The following is a 14816-nucleotide window of genomic DNA, read 5'->3' on the forward strand; positions in this document are numbered from 1 at the left end:
GGTTTGTGACCTGGCCGAGATTGCGCATTAACCCCCCGTCTTTTTCCTGTCCATACAAGCTGTTACTGTACGATCCACAAAGCCCAAGCCGCCCGGACCGGATCCCCTATTTGAAGCGTCCCCTCCTCTTCCTGATCAGCCTGGCCTTGAGCTCCACCGCAAGCGCGATGATCATCGAAAGCCATGGTTATGCGCAGTTCGGCACGCTCAAGTACCCGGCCCGATTTACCCACTTCGACTGGGTCAACCCGCAAGCGCCCAAGGGCGGTACGTTGCGGGTCATGGCGTTTGGCACCTTCGATACGCTCAACCCCTACACCTTCAAGGGCACCAGCCCGGTCACCACACCGAGTTTCCTGCAATACGGCATCAACGAGCTGAACGAACCGCTGATGATCGGCACGGGGCAGTACGCACCTTCGGGTGACGAGCCCGCGTCCAGTTATGGCCTGATCGCCCAGTCGGTGGAGTACAACGAGAACCGCAGCTGGGTGGTGTTCAACCTGCGCCCCGAAGCACGCTTCCATGACGGCACGCCGATCACCGCCTACGACGTCGCGTTCTCCTATCGCGTGCTGCTCAAGGAAGGCCATCCGCTGTATCGCACCAGCCTTCAGGAAGTGTCGCGGGTCGACATCCTCAGCCCGCAACGCATCCGTTTCGTGTTCAAGCGTGCCGGCAATCCGCTGCTGATCCTGCGCCTGGGTGAAATGCCGGTGCTGGCACAGCACTACTGGAAAGGCCGCGACTTCAAGGCCACCACTTTCGAGCCGCCGCTGGGCAGCGGGCCGTATCGCATTACCTCGGCCACACCAGGACGACAGATCGTCTTCGAACGGGTCAAGGATTACTGGGGCAAGGACCTGGCGGTCAATCGCGGCAAGTACAACTTCGACCGCATGGAAGTCGAGTTCTACCGCGACAGCGACGTGGCGTTCGAGGCGTTCAAGGCCGGCGAATTCGATATCTACATCGAGCATCAGGCAAAGAACTGGGACACCGGCTACAACTTCCCCGCCATACGCCGCGGCGAGGTGATCAAGGCGCAGATTCCCCATCGGATCCCGACCCAGACCCAAGGCCTGTTCATGAACAGCCGCCGCCCGGCGTTCTCGGACGCCAGGGTCCGCGAAGCGCTGGGGCTGATGTTCAACTTCGAGTGGACCAACCGCACGCTGTTCGGCGGCGCCTACCAACGCGCCATGAGTTACTACCCCAACAGCGAGTTCTCGGCCAGCGGTTTGCCGGTCGGGCATGAATGGCTGTTACTCAAGCCCTATCGCGAGCAACTGCCGGCCAAACTCTTTACCGAACCGTTCAGCCTGCCGCAGACCGATGGCCGCGGCATCCCCCGGGAGACCTTGCGCAAAGCCCTCGGCCTGCTTGCTGAGGCTGGCTGGAAGCTCAATGGCCAGCGCCTGCAAAACGCCGCCGGACAGCCCTTGCGCCTGGAGCTGCTGCTGGTCAACCCGAACCTGGAACGCATCCTCCAGCCTTACGTCGAGACCTTGGCCAGCATCGGCATCGATGCGCGGCTGCGCACGGTCGATCGCGCGCAATACAAGCAGCGCCTCGACCAGTTCGACTTCGACATGATTCTGATGACCCTCAACCAGACGCTCAGCCCAGGCCTGGAACAATGGCAGTACTTTCACTCCAGCCAGGCCGGGGTCAAGGGCAGCAAGAACTACGCCGGCATTGCCAACCCGGTAGTCGACCACTTGCTCGACCAGTTGCTGGCCGCCCAGACCCGCGATGAGCAGGTCGCCGCCGGCAAGGCCCTCGACCGCGTGCTGCTGTGGCAGCACTACATCGTTCCCAACTGGTACCTCAATAATCACCGTCTGGCGTACCGCAACCGGCTCGCCTTCGTCACCACGCCGCCCTACACTCTGGGCCTGAACGCGTGGTGGCTGAAATCTTCGGAGAAAGATCAATGAAACCCATCCGTGCCCTGCTCCTGCAGGCCAGCGGTCTGCTGTTCGCCGGGCTGGCCTGCGCCGCCCCGCAACATGCCGTGACCCTGTACAACGAACCGCCGAAATACCCGGCCGACTTCAAACACTTCGACTACGTCAATCCGGACGCGCCCAAGGGCGGGATTTTCCGTCAGGCCGGTTTCGGCGGATTCGACAGCCTCAACCCCTTCATCAGCAAAGGCGTGCCGGCGGACGATATCGGCATGATCTACGACACCCTGGCCAAGCAAGGTCTGGACGAACCGTTCACCGAGTACGGCTTGATCGCCCGACTGATCGAGAAAGCCCCGGACAACGCCTGGGTGCGCTTCTACCTGCGCCCCGAAGCACGCTTCCATGACGGCCATCCGATTCGCGCCGAGGACGTGGTATTCAGCTTCCAGATGCTGACCAAGGACGGCGCGCCGATGTACCGCGGCTACTACAACGACGTGGCCGAAGCGATCGCCGAAGACCCGCTGACCGTGCTGTTCAAGTTCAAGCACACCAACAACCGCGAACTGCCGCTGATCCTCGGCCAGTTGCCGGTGCTGCCCAAGCATTGGTGGGCCGACCGCGACTTCAACAAGGGCAACCTGGAAATCCCGCTGGGCAGTGGCCCGTACAAGGTCAGCGAAGTGAAGGCCGGACGCTCGGTGCGTTACGAGCGGGTCAAGGATTACTGGGGCAAGGACCTGCCGGTCAATCGCGGCTTCTACAACTTCGACGTGATGACCACCGATTACTACCGCGACAACACCGTCGCCCTGGAAGCGCTCAAGGCCGGACAGTTCGACTACTGGCTGGAAATGACCGCGAAGAACTGGGCCAATGCCTACAACACTCCGGCAGTCACCGAAGGTCGACTGGTCAAGGAACAGATTCCCAACGGCAACCCCACCGGCATGCAAGGCTTCGTGTTCAATATGCGCCGCCCGGTGTTCCAGGATGTGCGTGTGCGCCAGGCCTTGTCGCTGTTGCTGGATTTCGAATGGACCAACAAGCAACTCTTCAACGGCGCCTACGCGCGCACCCGCAGTTATTTCGAGAACTCGGAAATGGCCGCCACCGGCGCGCCTGACGCCGATCAGGTGGCGATCCTCGAACCGTTCCGCAGCAAGCTGCCGCCGCAGGTGTTCAACGAAGCGTTCCAGAACCCGACCACCGACGGCAGCGGCATGATCCGCGCCCAGCAACGGCAAGCCTATCAACTGTTGCAGGAGGCCGGCTGGCGCATCGTCGATGACAAGATGGTCGACACCACCGGCAAGCCGGTGGTCATCGAGTTCCTGTTGGCCCAGACCGAATTCGAACGGGTGCTGCTGCCGTTCAAGCGCAACCTGAGCGACCTGGGTATCGATCTGGTGATCCGGCGGGTCGACGTCTCGCAGTACATCAACCGTGTGCGCTCCCGGGACTTCGACATGATCGTCGGCAGCTTCCCGCAGTCCAACTCGCCGGGGAACGAACAGCGGGAATTCTGGATGTCGGCCGCCGCCGACAAACCCGGCAGCCGCAACTCCATGGGGCTGAAAGATCCGGTGGTCGATCAACTGGTCGAGCAACTGATCAACGCCGATTCGCGCAACAGCCTGGTGGCCCACGCCCGCGCGCTGGACCGGGTGCTGCAATGGGGCTATTACGTAATACCCAACTGGCACATCAAGACCTGGCGCGTGGCCTACTGGAACCACATTGGCCATCCCAAGGTCTCGCCCAAGTACGACATCGGCACGGCCACCTGGTGGGTCAAGCCCGACATCAAGCCGGCGATAGAAGTCGAAACCACACTGCAGGCCGATCCTGCGGGCACGGAGTAATCAGATGCTGGCGTACATTTTTCGGCGACTGTTGCTGATCATTCCGACTCTGTTCGGCATCCTGCTGATCAACTTCGTGATCATCCAGGCCGCCCCGGGCGGACCGGTGGAACAGATGATCGCCAAGCTCGAAGGCTTCGAAGGCGCTACCAGCCGCATCGCCGGCGGCGGTGCCGAAGTCTCGGTGGCAGGCTCGGCCTATCGCGGCGCCCAGGGCCTGGACCCGGCACTAATCAAAGAAATCGAGCACATGTACGGCTTCGACAAATCGGCGCCGGAACGCTTGTGGATCATGGTCAAGAACTATGCGTCCCTGGATTTCGGCGACAGCTTCTTCCGCGACGCCAAGGTCATCGACCTGATCAAGGAAAAGATGCCGGTCTCAATCTCCCTCGGACTATGGAGCACGCTGATCATGTACCTGGTGTCGATCCCGCTGGGGATCGCCAAGGCCAAGCGGCACGGCAGCCACTTCGACGTCTGGACCAGTTCGGCGATCATCGTCGGCTACGCGATCCCGGCGTTCCTGTTCGCCATCCTGTTGATCGTGGTGTTCGCCGGCGGCAGTTACCTGGACTGGTTCCCCTTGCGCGGTCTGACTTCGAACAACTTCGATGAACTGAGCATGGGCGGCAAGATCCTCGACTACTTCTGGCACCTGGCGCTGCCAGTGACCGCGCTGGTGATCGGCAACTTCGCGACCATGACCCTGCTGACCAAGAACAGCTTCCTCGACGAGATCAACAAGCAGTACGTGATCACCGCACGGGCCAAAGGCCTGACCAACCACCGCGTGCTGTACGGTCATGTGTTCCGCAACGCCATGCTGCTGGTGATCGCCGGTTTCCCCTCGGCCCTCATCGGCATCTTCTTCACCGGCTCGTTGTTGGTGGAGGTGATCTTTTCCCTCGACGGCCTCGGCCTGATGAGTTTCGAGGCGGCAATCAACCGCGATTACCCGGTGGTGTTCGGCACGCTGTTCATCTTCACCCTGCTCGGACTGGTGGTGAAACTGATCGGCGACCTGACCTACACCTTTGTCGATCCGCGCATCGACTTCGAAAGCCGGGAGCATTGAGATGAACCTGTCCCCTCTCAATCGCCGACGCTTCGAACTGTTCAAGGCCAACAAGCGTGGCTGGTGGTCGCTGTGGCTGTTCCTGATCCTGTTTGGCGCCAGCCTGGGCGCCGAGCTGATCGCCAACGACAAGCCGCTGGTGGTGCACTACGACAACAACTGGTACTTCCCGGCGCTCAAGCGCTACCCGGAAACCACCTTCGGCGGCGAATTTCCGCTGGAGGCGAACTACAAGAGCCCGTACATCCGCGAACTGCTCAAGGCCAAGGACGCCTGGGTGCTGTGGGCGCCGATCCCCTACAGCTACCAGAGCATCAACTACGACCTGAAAGTCCCGGCCCCGGCCCCGCCCTCGGCGGACAACCTGCTGGGCACCGACGATCAGGGCCGTGATGTGCTGGCCCGGGTGATCTACGGGTTCCGCATTTCGGTGCTGTTCGCCCTGACCCTGACCGTGCTCAGCTCGATCATCGGCGTGATCGCCGGGGCCTTGCAGGGCTTCTACGGGGGCTGGGTGGACCTGGCCGGGCAGCGCTTCCTGGAGATCTGGTCCGGGCTGCCGGTGCTGTACCTGCTGATCATCCTTGCCAGTTTCGTGCAGCCCAACTTCTGGTGGTTGTTGGGGATCATGCTGCTGTTCTCGTGGATGAGCCTGGTCGACGTGGTACGCGCCGAGTTCCTGCGCGGGCGCAATCTGGAATACGTACGCGCCGCCCGCGCCCTGGGCATGCAGAACGGTGCGATCATGTTCCGCCACATCCTGCCCAACGCGATGGTCTCGACCATGACCTTCATGCCGTTCATCCTCACCGGCGCCATCGGTACGCTGACAGCCCTGGACTTCCTCGGCTTCGGTTTGCCGGCGGGTAGCCCGTCCCTGGGTGAACTGGTGGCCCAGGGCAAATCCAACCTGCAGGCGCCGTGGCTGGGCATCAGCGCCTTTGCCGTGCTGGCCTTGATGTTGAGTTTGCTGGTGTTCATCGGCGAGTCCGCTCGCGATGCCTTCGACCCGAGGAAGTGAAATGAATCAGAACAATCTGATCGAAGTGCGCGACCTGTCCGTCGATTTTGTCGTCGGCAATCGCTGCCAGCTGGCGGTCGAAGGTGTCAGCTTCGACATCAAGCGCGGTGAAACCCTGGCTTTGGTCGGCGAGAGCGGTTCCGGTAAATCGGTAACAGCACATTCGATCCTGCGCCTGCTGCCCTACCCGCTCGCGCGGCATCCGTCCGGCACCATCATGTATTCCGGGCAGAACCTGCTGGACCTGAAGGAAAAAACCATCCGCCACATTCGCGGCAACCGGATTGCAATGATCTTCCAGGAGCCGATGACCTCGCTCAATCCCCTGCACTCGATCGAGAAACAGATCAACGAGGTGCTGGGCATCCACAAGGGCCTGACCGGCAAGGTCGCGACCAAGCGCACCCTGGAGCTGCTGGAGATGGTCGGCATCCCCGAGCCGCACAAGCGCCTCAAGGCCCTGCCCCACGAATTGTCCGGCGGCCAGCGCCAGCGGGTGATGATCGCCATGGCCCTGGCCAACGAGCCGGAACTGCTGATCGCCGACGAGCCGACCACCGCGCTGGACGTGACCGTCCAGCTGAAAATCCTCGAATTGCTCAAGGAACTGCAAGCCCGATTGGGCATGGCACTGCTGCTGATCAGCCACGATTTGAACCTTGTTCGAAGAATTGCGCATCGCGTATGTGTCATGCGGCAAGGTTGCATCGTCGAACAGGCATCGTGCGAAGAATTGTTCCGCGCGCCGCAGCATCCGTACACTCGGGAACTGCTGGCAGCGGAGCCCGATGGCAAGCCTGCAAGCAACGTGATCGGCCCGCCCTTGCTGGCGGTCGAGGACCTGAAAGTCTGGTTTCCGATCAAGAAAGGCCTGCTCAAGCGCACGGTGGATTACGTCAAGGCGGTCGACGGCATCAATTTCAGCCTGCCCCAGGGTCAGACCCTGGGGATCGTGGGTGAAAGCGGTTCCGGCAAATCGACCCTGGGCCTGGCGATTTTGCGGTTGATCGCCAGCAAAGGCGCCATTCGCTTTGAAGACCAGCAGCTAGACTGCCTGACGCAGCAACAGGTACGGCCGCTGCGGCGGGAGATGCAAGTGGTGTTTCAGGACCCGTTCGGCAGCCTGAGCCCGCGGATGTGCGTAAGCCAGATCGTTGGCGAGGGCCTGCGGATCCACAAGATGGGCACCGCGGCAGAACAGGAACAAGCGATTATTGCGGCACTCAAGGAGGTAGGTCTGGATCCGGAAACCCGGCACCGCTACCCCCACGAATTTTCCGGCGGGCAACGGCAGAGAATCGCCATTGCCCGGGCATTGGTGTTAAAACCGGCGTTGATTTTGCTGGACGAGCCGACTTCGGCCCTCGACCGCACAGTACAACGCCAGGTAGTGGAGCTTTTGCGTTCACTGCAAAGCAAGTACAACCTGACGTATCTGTTTATCAGCCATGACCTGGCTGTGGTGAAAGCGCTGAGCCACCAGTTGATGGTGGTCAAGCATGGCCAAGTGGTCGAACAGGGAGACGCGCAAAGCATTTTTGCCGCCCCCCAACATCCGTATACACAGCAGTTGCTGGAAGCCGCTTTTCTGGCTCCGGCCACTGCGCAATAACCTGAAAGAGGAGCAACACATGGGTTTTCTCGCCGGTAAGCGCGTACTGATCGTCGGTGTCGCCAGCAAGCTGTCCATCGCATCCGGCATCGCTGCCGCCATGCATCGCGAGGGCGCTGAGCTTGCCTTCACTTATCAGAACGACAAACTCAAGGGTCGTGTCGAAGAGTTCGCACAAGGCTGGGGTTCGAGCCCTGAGCTGTGCTTCCCGTGCGACGTGGCCAGCGATGAAGAAATCGCCAAGGTCTTCGAAGCGTTGAGCAAGAAGTGGGACGGCCTGGACTGCATCGTGCACTCCGTCGGCTTCGCCCCGGGCGACCAACTGGACGGCGACTTCACCGAAGCCACCACCCGTGAAGGTTTCCGCATCTCCCACGACATCAGCGCCTACAGCTTCGTGGCCCTGGCCAAGGCCGGCCGCGAAATGATGAAAGGCCGCAACGGCAGCCTGCTGACCCTGTCGTACCTGGGCGCCGAGCGCACCATGCCGAACTACAACGTCATGGGCATGGCCAAGGCTTCCCTGGAAGCCGGCGTACGTTACCTGGCCGGCTCCCTGGGCCCGGACGGCACCCGCGTAAACTGCGTATCGGCAGGTCCCATCCGCACCCTCGCCGCTTCCGGCATCAAGAACTTCCGCAAGATGCTGGCCGCCAACGAAGCGCAAACCCCGCTGCGCCGCAACGTCACCATCGACGAAGTCGGCAACGCCGGCGCCTTCCTGTGCTCGGACCTGGCGTCCGGCATCAGCGGTGAAATCATGTACGTGGACGGTGGTTTCAACACCACGGCCATGGGCAGCATCGAAGAGTAATCTTCGGTCAGGCTGACCATCTCATTAAACCCGCCTGTTTTGGCGGGTTTTTTATGCACGGTCCTTTATGGGAGCAACGATCCGCTGGGCTGTTATTCGTGGAAAAACAGTATTACCCATTAAACTTCCTACCGCTGTTTGGTGCTGAAGATCCACTTCGTACATTGGAGGCCGATTTCTTCAATTGTTGTATTCTTCTTATGTTGGATGCTGAGTTTGCAAGTACGGCCACACTTAAGCTAGAAACGGAACCAGAGGGAATTTCAGAATCAGCATTCAAAGAATCTATCTTGGGAGCAGCACGGCGTGGTAAAGACCTGGCGGCCACTGCAGCCATCGGTGGTGGTGACGATGGTGGTGACGGTGCAGAACCATCTATAAAAATAAGGCGTTCATGATATTCTCGCGGAATAACGAGATACCTATCTTCTTTGAGGATAGCTCCTATTGCTTGCTCAGGCCTCCATCGCATTTGTACAGGAGTCATCATTCGATCCATTAGATCATCAGGTACAAGTACGCCGAAAGGCTGTACCGATTCCTTAGACCGGTCAGTTGGGTAATGATACGGGTCATCATTCACTTTAATAGCCTTTACACGACTACCCTCAGTCCCAAGTTTTGTTACAGTCTTTGAATCCCCCATGAAGTAACCGAGCTGCCTATAAGATGTGTTGTTATGCTCATATGTTGCACCTCGTAAAAGTTTAAGTGGGAGTATCAGAGCATGCCCTGTCGGATCAGTCCGCCCAATCGGATCCCCCTCACAATATGCATAAGCATTCAATCCCCCCTTACCAAACGGACTCCAACTGTCCGGATTATTAAACCGCATCAACACCGGATTGAACGCCCTGTATCCATTTCCCAGCAAATAATGCCCGGTCACGGGATTCGCCCGCTCACCGTTGAAACCCAACAAACTACTCATGCCGCTTTCGGCTCGATGGTGGCCATAGGGTGAGTAAGCGATGGGCTGCGGTAGATTGTCTTTCTGGAGCGTTTGCAAGACTGAACGTTGTTGATCAGTGGCCAGTAGCGCGACGTCGATTGAGTCGCCCTGGCGCTGTTGTTGCCCAAGAACCTGATCACCAGACTGGAAAATGGTCTTGCGTAATGCCCCCTGTATCTCGGTGGCAAGACGGCTTTGGCAGTAAAACCGCTGATGCGCCGGGGCATTCGGTTGGGCGTGACTGGTCAGGCGATCCAGAGGATCGTAGTGATATTCGCAGAGTAGTGACCGCAGTTGAGTCAACATAGGATTGATCCATTCTTTGAGTATGGATAAATCACTATCTGCCCTGTTTCGTCTATTGGGTACTAGCAGAACTGATAGGTTGAGACGGATAAGTGGGCGCAGGCACAGCGGTGAAAACATGTACGTGGGCGGTGGTTTCAGCACCACAGGCATGGACTGTATCGAAGAGTAATCGTCGGATTTTTTATGCCTGCAATTTCCCGGACAAACACCATCCCCTGTGGGAGCGAGCCTGCTCGCGATTGCGGTGTATCAGCCAGAAGATATGTTGAATGAGATTGCCTCATCGCGAGCAAGCTCGCTCCCACAGGGTCAGTGTTGAGTCAGACAGCTGGCAAACAACTGCTGAATCGGCTGCATCCGTTGGCTGTAGCGCTGCAACAGCACAATCTCCCGATAGAAAGTCAGTTCACCCAGCGGGATGATCCGCACCCCGGCCCCATGCTCAAGCCACAACCCGGCCTCCGGCAGCAGGGAAACCCCCAAGCCGCACTCGACCATTTTCACGATAGCCTCCAGTTCATCCAGCTCCAGCGCCACCTGCACCTCGATCTGCCGTTCCCGCAGAAACCGCGTCACCAGCCGCCCGCCGAACGAATTGCGGTCGTAGCGCACGTGTGGGTGCTCGGCGAGCAGTTGCAGCGGATCATCGCCGTCCAGGTCCGCCGGTACGATCAGCACGAAGGGCTCCCGGCGAATCACCTGCGCGGACAATTCCTTGGGCAACTCAAACGGCGGCTTGATCAGGATCGCCAGGTCCACTTCTCCCGTGTCCACCTGGCTCAGCAGGTTCAGTGACACCCCGGGCACCAGCTTGGGCTCCAGCAAGGGCGCCTGTTGGCGCAAGCGCACCAGCGCCTGGGGCAGCAGCCCGGTCTGGGCGGTGGCCACTGCGCCGATTTTCAGTTCGCCACGGTACTCACTGACATCGTCACTGACGGCCATGCGGCTGAAGGTCTCGAGCATTTCCCTGGCCATCGGCAACGCACGCTGCCCCGCCGCATTGAGCAGCGCCTGACGCCCGGTGCGGTCGAACAGACGAATGCCGAGGGCCTGTTCCAGATTGCGAATCTGCGCACTGACCGCCGATTGCGTCAGGCCAATGTGCATGCCGGCCGCGGCGAAGGTTCCGTAACGCGCCACGGCGATAAAGGTTTTCAGTTCTCGCAGCATGGCGACCTCGATTGATCGAAATAATTTGAGCTCGATGCAAAAAATATCGTCTTTCAATCAAAAATCACAGGGCTAAACTCGACACATTCCCACCCACACCGAGGTTCGCCTGATGCAACTGTCCCCTTTTCACCTGGCCATTCCGGTCTACGACTTGCCGGCCGCCCGACATTTCTATGGTTCAGTGTTTGGCCTGGAAGAAGGTCGTTCCAGCGACCATTGGGTGGATTTCAATTTCTTCGGCCATCAACTGGTGATTCACCTGGCACCGAAAAAACCTGCACAAGAAGCCGCGCACACCAATGCCGTGGATGGTCACGATGTGCCGGTGCCGCATTTTGGCGTGGTGCTCGGGATGGCCGAGTGGGAAGCGTTGGCCGAGCGATTGAAGTCACTGGGGACGCGCTTCGTGATTGAGCCGGGGATTCGCTTTCAGGGGCTGGCGGGTGAACAGGCGACGATGTTTCTGTTTGATCCTTGCGGGAATGCGCTGGAGTTCAAGGCGTTCAAGGACATTGGGCAGTTGTTTGCCAAATAGGTGGTGTCTGTCAGGACGCTTTCGTCGGATCGCCGCCCGGAGCAGGCTCGCTCCCACAGTGGATTTGTGGCGTTCACAAAACCTGTAGGAGCGAGCCTGCTCGCGAAGAGGCCCGCCAACACAACACCGCCCTAACGGCTCATCACAAGCTCGGCCTCCTCCAGCAGTTCCTCGATTGAGTCATGAACAATGGAGTCATACTCGACCTGGGTAACACTGAACCGAATGTCATAACTGCAATGCGCCGCAGCGTTGCGCTCATCGAGTATCTCATTGAGCCGTGCCTTGATCGCCGCAATCTCCACCACGCTGGAACCAGTCAGCAGCGCCACGAACCGGTCGCCTTCGAGTCGGCCGACCACATCGTTTTCACGAAAGCCGATCCGCAGGACATCGGCGAACGTCTTGAGCGCATCGTCACCCTTGGCCCGGCCATACAGATAGCAGATGAGTTTGAATTCATCGAGGCTGAAGTACAGCAGCGTCGCCGGGGTCTCCAGTTGCCGGCAGGCGTCCAGCCCGAGTTGGGCCAGTGCGGTGAAGCCGTGGCGATTGGACAGCAGCGTCAGCTCGTCCATGCTCGCCATCTGCACACCTGCCAGCTCTTGCTCGGCCTGGCGAGACAGTTCGCGCAGACGTTCACGTTCCTGCTGTGGCGTAAGCAATGGGTTGGCTGATCGGCCCGATTTGCCTGTTTTGCCTGAGATCAACATCGTTCACTCCTTTGGCAGGTATGCACGTTAGAGTCGCCCGTACCCACATTGACTCCCTGTAAGCGTGCCGCTGGTCAGCTACCCGCCATCGGGCACGGTCCTCCCGCATCGGCCCAGCGCTTGAACTGGGTGACGAAGACATCGTGGGGTACCGGCACCGGCGCGCGATTGCCGCCAGGGTTCCAGCCCCACAGCACCAGCTTGTCGTCGCTGACGTGCTTGATCAGTGCGGCAAAATCCCGATCGCCGTTGCTGGAGCGATCCTTGATCATCGCGCACAGCCGGTCGGCGGGCAGGCCGATCCAGGCCATCCGGTGCGCGGCCGGTGGCAAACTCCAGTGCGGCGCACCCGGTGGCGCGTGGGGGCCGTAACTGGCAGGCGGATTGCTTTGCCCATGGCAGGTAGCACAGGGCAGCCCCGCCGAGCCCTTGCCGTCCATGCCCCGCACGACATTCATGGCGTGGGGTACGCCGGCATCGAATTGCAGCGGCGAATCCCCGGGAATGTGGCAGTTCTGGCAACGAGGGCTCTGGAAGACCTTCTGCACAGTGTCGAACGCCTGCAAGGCCTCGCGGTCATCGGCGAACACGTGGGATGCGTAGGCGACGAGAAGGACCAGGATCACCGCCCCAAGCAACCAGTGATGTCGTTTCATTTCACACCCCCGATAGCTGCAAGGGCAGCTCCCGCAGGCGCTGCCCGGTCAAGGCAAACACCGCGTTGGCCACCGCCGGCGCCATGGGTGGCACACCGGCCTCGCCGATACCACCGGGTTTGTCGCTGCTGGGCACGATATGCACTTCGACCACCGGCATTTCGTTGAGCCGCAGCACCCGATAGTCGTGGTAGTTGGACTGCACCACCTGCCCGTCCTTGAGCGTCAGCTTGCTGTGCAAGGCGAAGCTGAGGCCAAAGGTGATGCACGACTCCATCTGCGCGGCGATGCTCTGTGGATTGACCGCGATGCCGCAGTCCACAGCGCACACCACCCGATGCACACGAATGGCGAGGTTGTCCTGGGACACCTCGGCCACCTGGGCCACGTAGCTGCCGAACGACTCATGCACCGCCACACCCAACGCATGGCCGTCCGGCAGTGGCGCCGTCCAGTTGGCCTTCTCCACCGCGAGGTTCAGCACACCGAGGTGGCGCGGATGATCCTTGAGCAAGGTGCGCCGATATTCCACCGGATCCTTGCCGGCCGCCGTGGCCAGCTCATCGATCAGCGATTCCATGACAAACGCAGTGTGGGTGTGCCCCACCGAACGCAGCCACAACACGCTGATGCCGGTTTTCGGTGAGTGCAGTTCGATCTGGTGATTGGCCAGTCCTTCGAAGTAAGGGCTGTCGGCCACGCCTTCGACGGACGTCTTGTCGATGCCGTCCTTGACCATGCTCGCTTCGAGCGAGGTCCCGGCCATGATCGACTGCCCGACCATCACATGTTTCCAGGCCAGCGGCAGGCCGTCGGCGCCCAGCCCGATCCGCGCATGGTGCAGGAACGCCGAGCGGTAATAGCCGCCGCGGATGTCGTCTTCCCGCGCCCACACGGTTTTCACCGGTGCACCGGCGGCCTTGGCGACATACACCGCTTCGCTGACGAAGTCCGACGTCGGATTGGCCCGGCGCCCGAAGCCGCCGCCGAGAAACTCAGTATGGATCACCACCTGTTCCGGTTTGAGCCCGGTGATTTTCCCGGCGACCATTTGGTCCAGGGTCTGAAACTGAGTGCCGGTCCAGATTTCGCACTTGTCCTGGGTGATGCTCACCGTGCAGTTCAGCGGCTCCATCGGCGCATGGGCCAGGTAAGGCACACTGTATTCAGCATCGATCTTCTTGACCGCTTTCGCCAGCGCAGCCTGGGTATCGCCCGCCTGACCGGCGTTCAGGCCGGGGGTGGTGGCGAGCTTGCGGAAGTTTTCCAGCAACGTCTGGCTATTGAGTCCGGCGTTCGGCCCCGGATTCCACTCGATTTTCAGTGCATCGCGCCCCATCTTCGCCGCCCAGAAATGATCGGCAATCACCGCGATGCCGGTCGGCACTTGCACCACTTTGTGCACGCCCGGAATCGCCAGCGCTTCGGCGCCTTCAAAGGATTTGACGCTACCGCCGAAGGTCGGCGAACGGGCGACCATCGCGGTCATCAGCCCGTCAAACTGCACGTCCATGCCGAATTTCGCACGGCCAGTGATTTTCTCCGGCGTGTCCAGACGCTTGGTGGGTTTGCCGATCAGCCGCCAGTCCTTTGCGTCCTTGAGTGTGATCGAAGCCGGGTCTGGCCGTGGCAATTGCCCGGCATCATCGGCCAACTCGCCATAGGTGGCACGGTGTTCACCGGCAATGACCACCCCCGATTCGGTATGAATCTCGGAGGGCGCGACGTTGAAACGCTTGGCCGCCGCGTCGATCAACATCAGGCGCGCCGCTGCGCCGGCCTGGCGATAGCGGTCGAACTCCATCCAGGTCGAGGTCGAGCCGCCGGTGATCTGCATCCCGCCAAAGCCTGGCAGGCCGTAATCGGTGGCCGAAGCAGGGGAATGCTCGACGCGGATTTTCGTCCAGTCAGCGTCCAGTTCTTCGGCAATCAGCATGGTCAGGCCGGTCCAGATGCCCTGGCCCATTTCCGAGTGGCCGAGCAACACGGTGACGCTGTTGTCGTTGCCAATGCGCAGGAAGGCATTGGGTGCAAACACGTTGCCCTGGTTCTCCGCGCCCATGGCGAAACGGTGGGCACCGGGCATGGCAAACGCCACCACCAATCCACCACCCAGCACGGCACTGCCCTTGAGAAAACCACGGCGCGATAACGCGTTGATGCTGTTCATGGCCA

12 protein-coding genes are annotated in these 14816 nt (G+C 60.4%); 7 read left to right on the plus strand and 5 right to left on the minus strand.

Features of this window, described 5'->3' with window-relative positions; all coding sequences use genetic code 11:
* The first annotated feature begins 167 nt into the window (after window positions 1-167).
* The 6 genes from VC35_RS01020 to fabI are packed head-to-tail and all read left to right on the plus strand — an operon-like array spanning window position 168 to window position 8303.
* Window positions 168-1940 carry an extracellular solute-binding protein gene (locus VC35_RS01020; protein ID WP_185754728.1) on the plus strand — a complete coding sequence of 591 codons (1773 nt, stop codon included), beginning with the start codon at window positions 168-170 and terminating at the stop codon, window positions 1938-1940.
* Window positions 1937-3778, plus strand: a complete 1842-nt coding sequence (locus VC35_RS01025; protein WP_046037208.1) for an extracellular solute-binding protein — start codon at window positions 1937-1939, stop codon at window positions 3776-3778. The genes VC35_RS01020 and VC35_RS01025 overlap by 4 nt, the downstream gene beginning before the upstream one ends.
* Window positions 3779-3782: 4 nt before the next feature.
* Entirely contained in the window at window positions 3783-4856 is a 1074-nt protein-coding gene (locus VC35_RS01030; RefSeq protein WP_008051869.1) for a microcin C ABC transporter permease YejB, read from the plus strand.
* A 1-nt stretch (window position 4857) separates the two neighbouring features.
* Entirely contained in the window at window positions 4858-5877 is a 1020-nt protein-coding gene (locus tag VC35_RS01035; protein ID WP_046037209.1) for an ABC transporter permease, read from the plus strand.
* Window position 5878: 1 nt separating this feature from the next.
* Window positions 5879-7489, plus strand: a complete 1611-nt coding sequence (locus VC35_RS01040; RefSeq protein WP_046037210.1) for an ABC transporter ATP-binding protein — start codon at window positions 5879-5881, stop codon at window positions 7487-7489.
* A gap of 19 nt (window positions 7490-7508) precedes the next feature.
* Entirely contained in the window at window positions 7509-8303 is a 795-nt protein-coding gene (fabI, locus tag VC35_RS01045) for an enoyl-ACP reductase FabI (protein WP_046037212.1), read from the plus strand.
* Window positions 8304-8415: 112 nt separating this feature from the next.
* Here the strand turns inward: fabI and VC35_RS28490 are convergent, their stop codons facing one another.
* A complete protein-coding gene (locus VC35_RS28490; protein ID WP_080925226.1) occupies window positions 8416-9561 on the minus strand; it encodes an RHS repeat-associated core domain-containing protein in 1146 nt (381 codons plus the stop codon).
* 312 nt (window positions 9562-9873) lie between these two features.
* Window positions 9874-10734 (minus strand): LysR family transcriptional regulator, encoded by an 861-nt coding sequence (locus VC35_RS01050; RefSeq protein ID WP_046037213.1) that lies wholly within the window; start codon window positions 10732-10734, stop codon window positions 9874-9876.
* A gap of 112 nt (window positions 10735-10846) precedes the next feature.
* Between VC35_RS01050 and VC35_RS01055 the strand changes: the two genes are divergently transcribed.
* Window positions 10847-11272: a VOC family protein gene (locus VC35_RS01055; RefSeq protein ID WP_046037214.1), complete on the plus strand. Its 426-nt coding sequence runs from the start codon at window positions 10847-10849 to the stop codon at window positions 11270-11272.
* A 131-nt stretch (window positions 11273-11403) separates the two neighbouring features.
* Here VC35_RS01055 and VC35_RS01060 read toward each other — a convergent pair whose 3' ends face one another.
* From VC35_RS01060 to VC35_RS01070, 3 genes are all read right to left on the minus strand, one after another.
* The gene (locus VC35_RS01060; protein ID WP_046037216.1) at window positions 11404-11985 is read right to left on the minus strand and encodes a GGDEF domain-containing protein; all 582 of its coding nucleotides are present in this window, start codon (window positions 11983-11985) and stop codon (window positions 11404-11406) included.
* A 74-nt stretch (window positions 11986-12059) separates the two neighbouring features.
* Window positions 12060-12641, minus strand: coding sequence for a hypothetical protein (locus tag VC35_RS01065; RefSeq protein WP_046037217.1), 582 nt, complete (start codon window positions 12639-12641; stop codon window positions 12060-12062).
* Window position 12642: 1 nt separating this feature from the next.
* A complete protein-coding gene (locus tag VC35_RS01070) occupies window positions 12643-14811 on the minus strand; it encodes a xanthine dehydrogenase family protein molybdopterin-binding subunit (RefSeq protein ID WP_046037218.1) in 2169 nt (722 codons plus the stop codon).
* Between the last annotated feature and the right edge of the window lie 5 nt (window positions 14812-14816).

It is taken from the genome of Pseudomonas fluorescens (assembly GCF_000967965.1).
Lineage (GTDB): Bacteria > Pseudomonadota > Gammaproteobacteria > Pseudomonadales > Pseudomonadaceae > Aquipseudomonas > Aquipseudomonas grandcourensis.

Coding starts and splice junctions, on each gene's coding strand:
- VC35_RS01020 (WP_185754728.1), top strand. CDS start 168: ATGATCATCGAAAGCCATGGTTATGCGCAGTTCGGCACGCTCAAGTAC.
- VC35_RS01025 (WP_046037208.1), top strand. CDS start 1,937: ATGAAACCCATCCGTGCCCTGCTCCTGCAGGCCAGCGGTCTGCTGTTC.
- VC35_RS01030 (WP_008051869.1), top strand. CDS start 3,783: ATGCTGGCGTACATTTTTCGGCGACTGTTGCTGATCATTCCGACTCTG.
- VC35_RS01035 (WP_046037209.1), top strand. CDS start 4,858: ATGAACCTGTCCCCTCTCAATCGCCGACGCTTCGAACTGTTCAAGGCC.
- VC35_RS01040 (WP_046037210.1), top strand. CDS start 5,879: ATGAATCAGAACAATCTGATCGAAGTGCGCGACCTGTCCGTCGATTTT.
- fabI (WP_046037212.1), top strand. CDS start 7,509: ATGGGTTTTCTCGCCGGTAAGCGCGTACTGATCGTCGGTGTCGCCAGC.
- VC35_RS28490 (WP_080925226.1), bottom strand. CDS start 9,561: ATGTTGACTCAACTGCGGTCACTACTCTGCGAATATCACTACGATCCT.
- VC35_RS01050 (WP_046037213.1), bottom strand. CDS start 10,734: ATGCTGCGAGAACTGAAAACCTTTATCGCCGTGGCGCGTTACGGAACC.
- VC35_RS01055 (WP_046037214.1), top strand. CDS start 10,847: ATGCAACTGTCCCCTTTTCACCTGGCCATTCCGGTCTACGACTTGCCG.
- VC35_RS01060 (WP_046037216.1), bottom strand. CDS start 11,985: ATGTTGATCTCAGGCAAAACAGGCAAATCGGGCCGATCAGCCAACCCA.
- VC35_RS01065 (WP_046037217.1), bottom strand. CDS start 12,641: ATGAAACGACATCACTGGTTGCTTGGGGCGGTGATCCTGGTCCTTCTC.
- VC35_RS01070 (WP_046037218.1), bottom strand. CDS start 14,811: ATGAACAGCATCAACGCGTTATCGCGCCGTGGTTTTCTCAAGGGCAGT.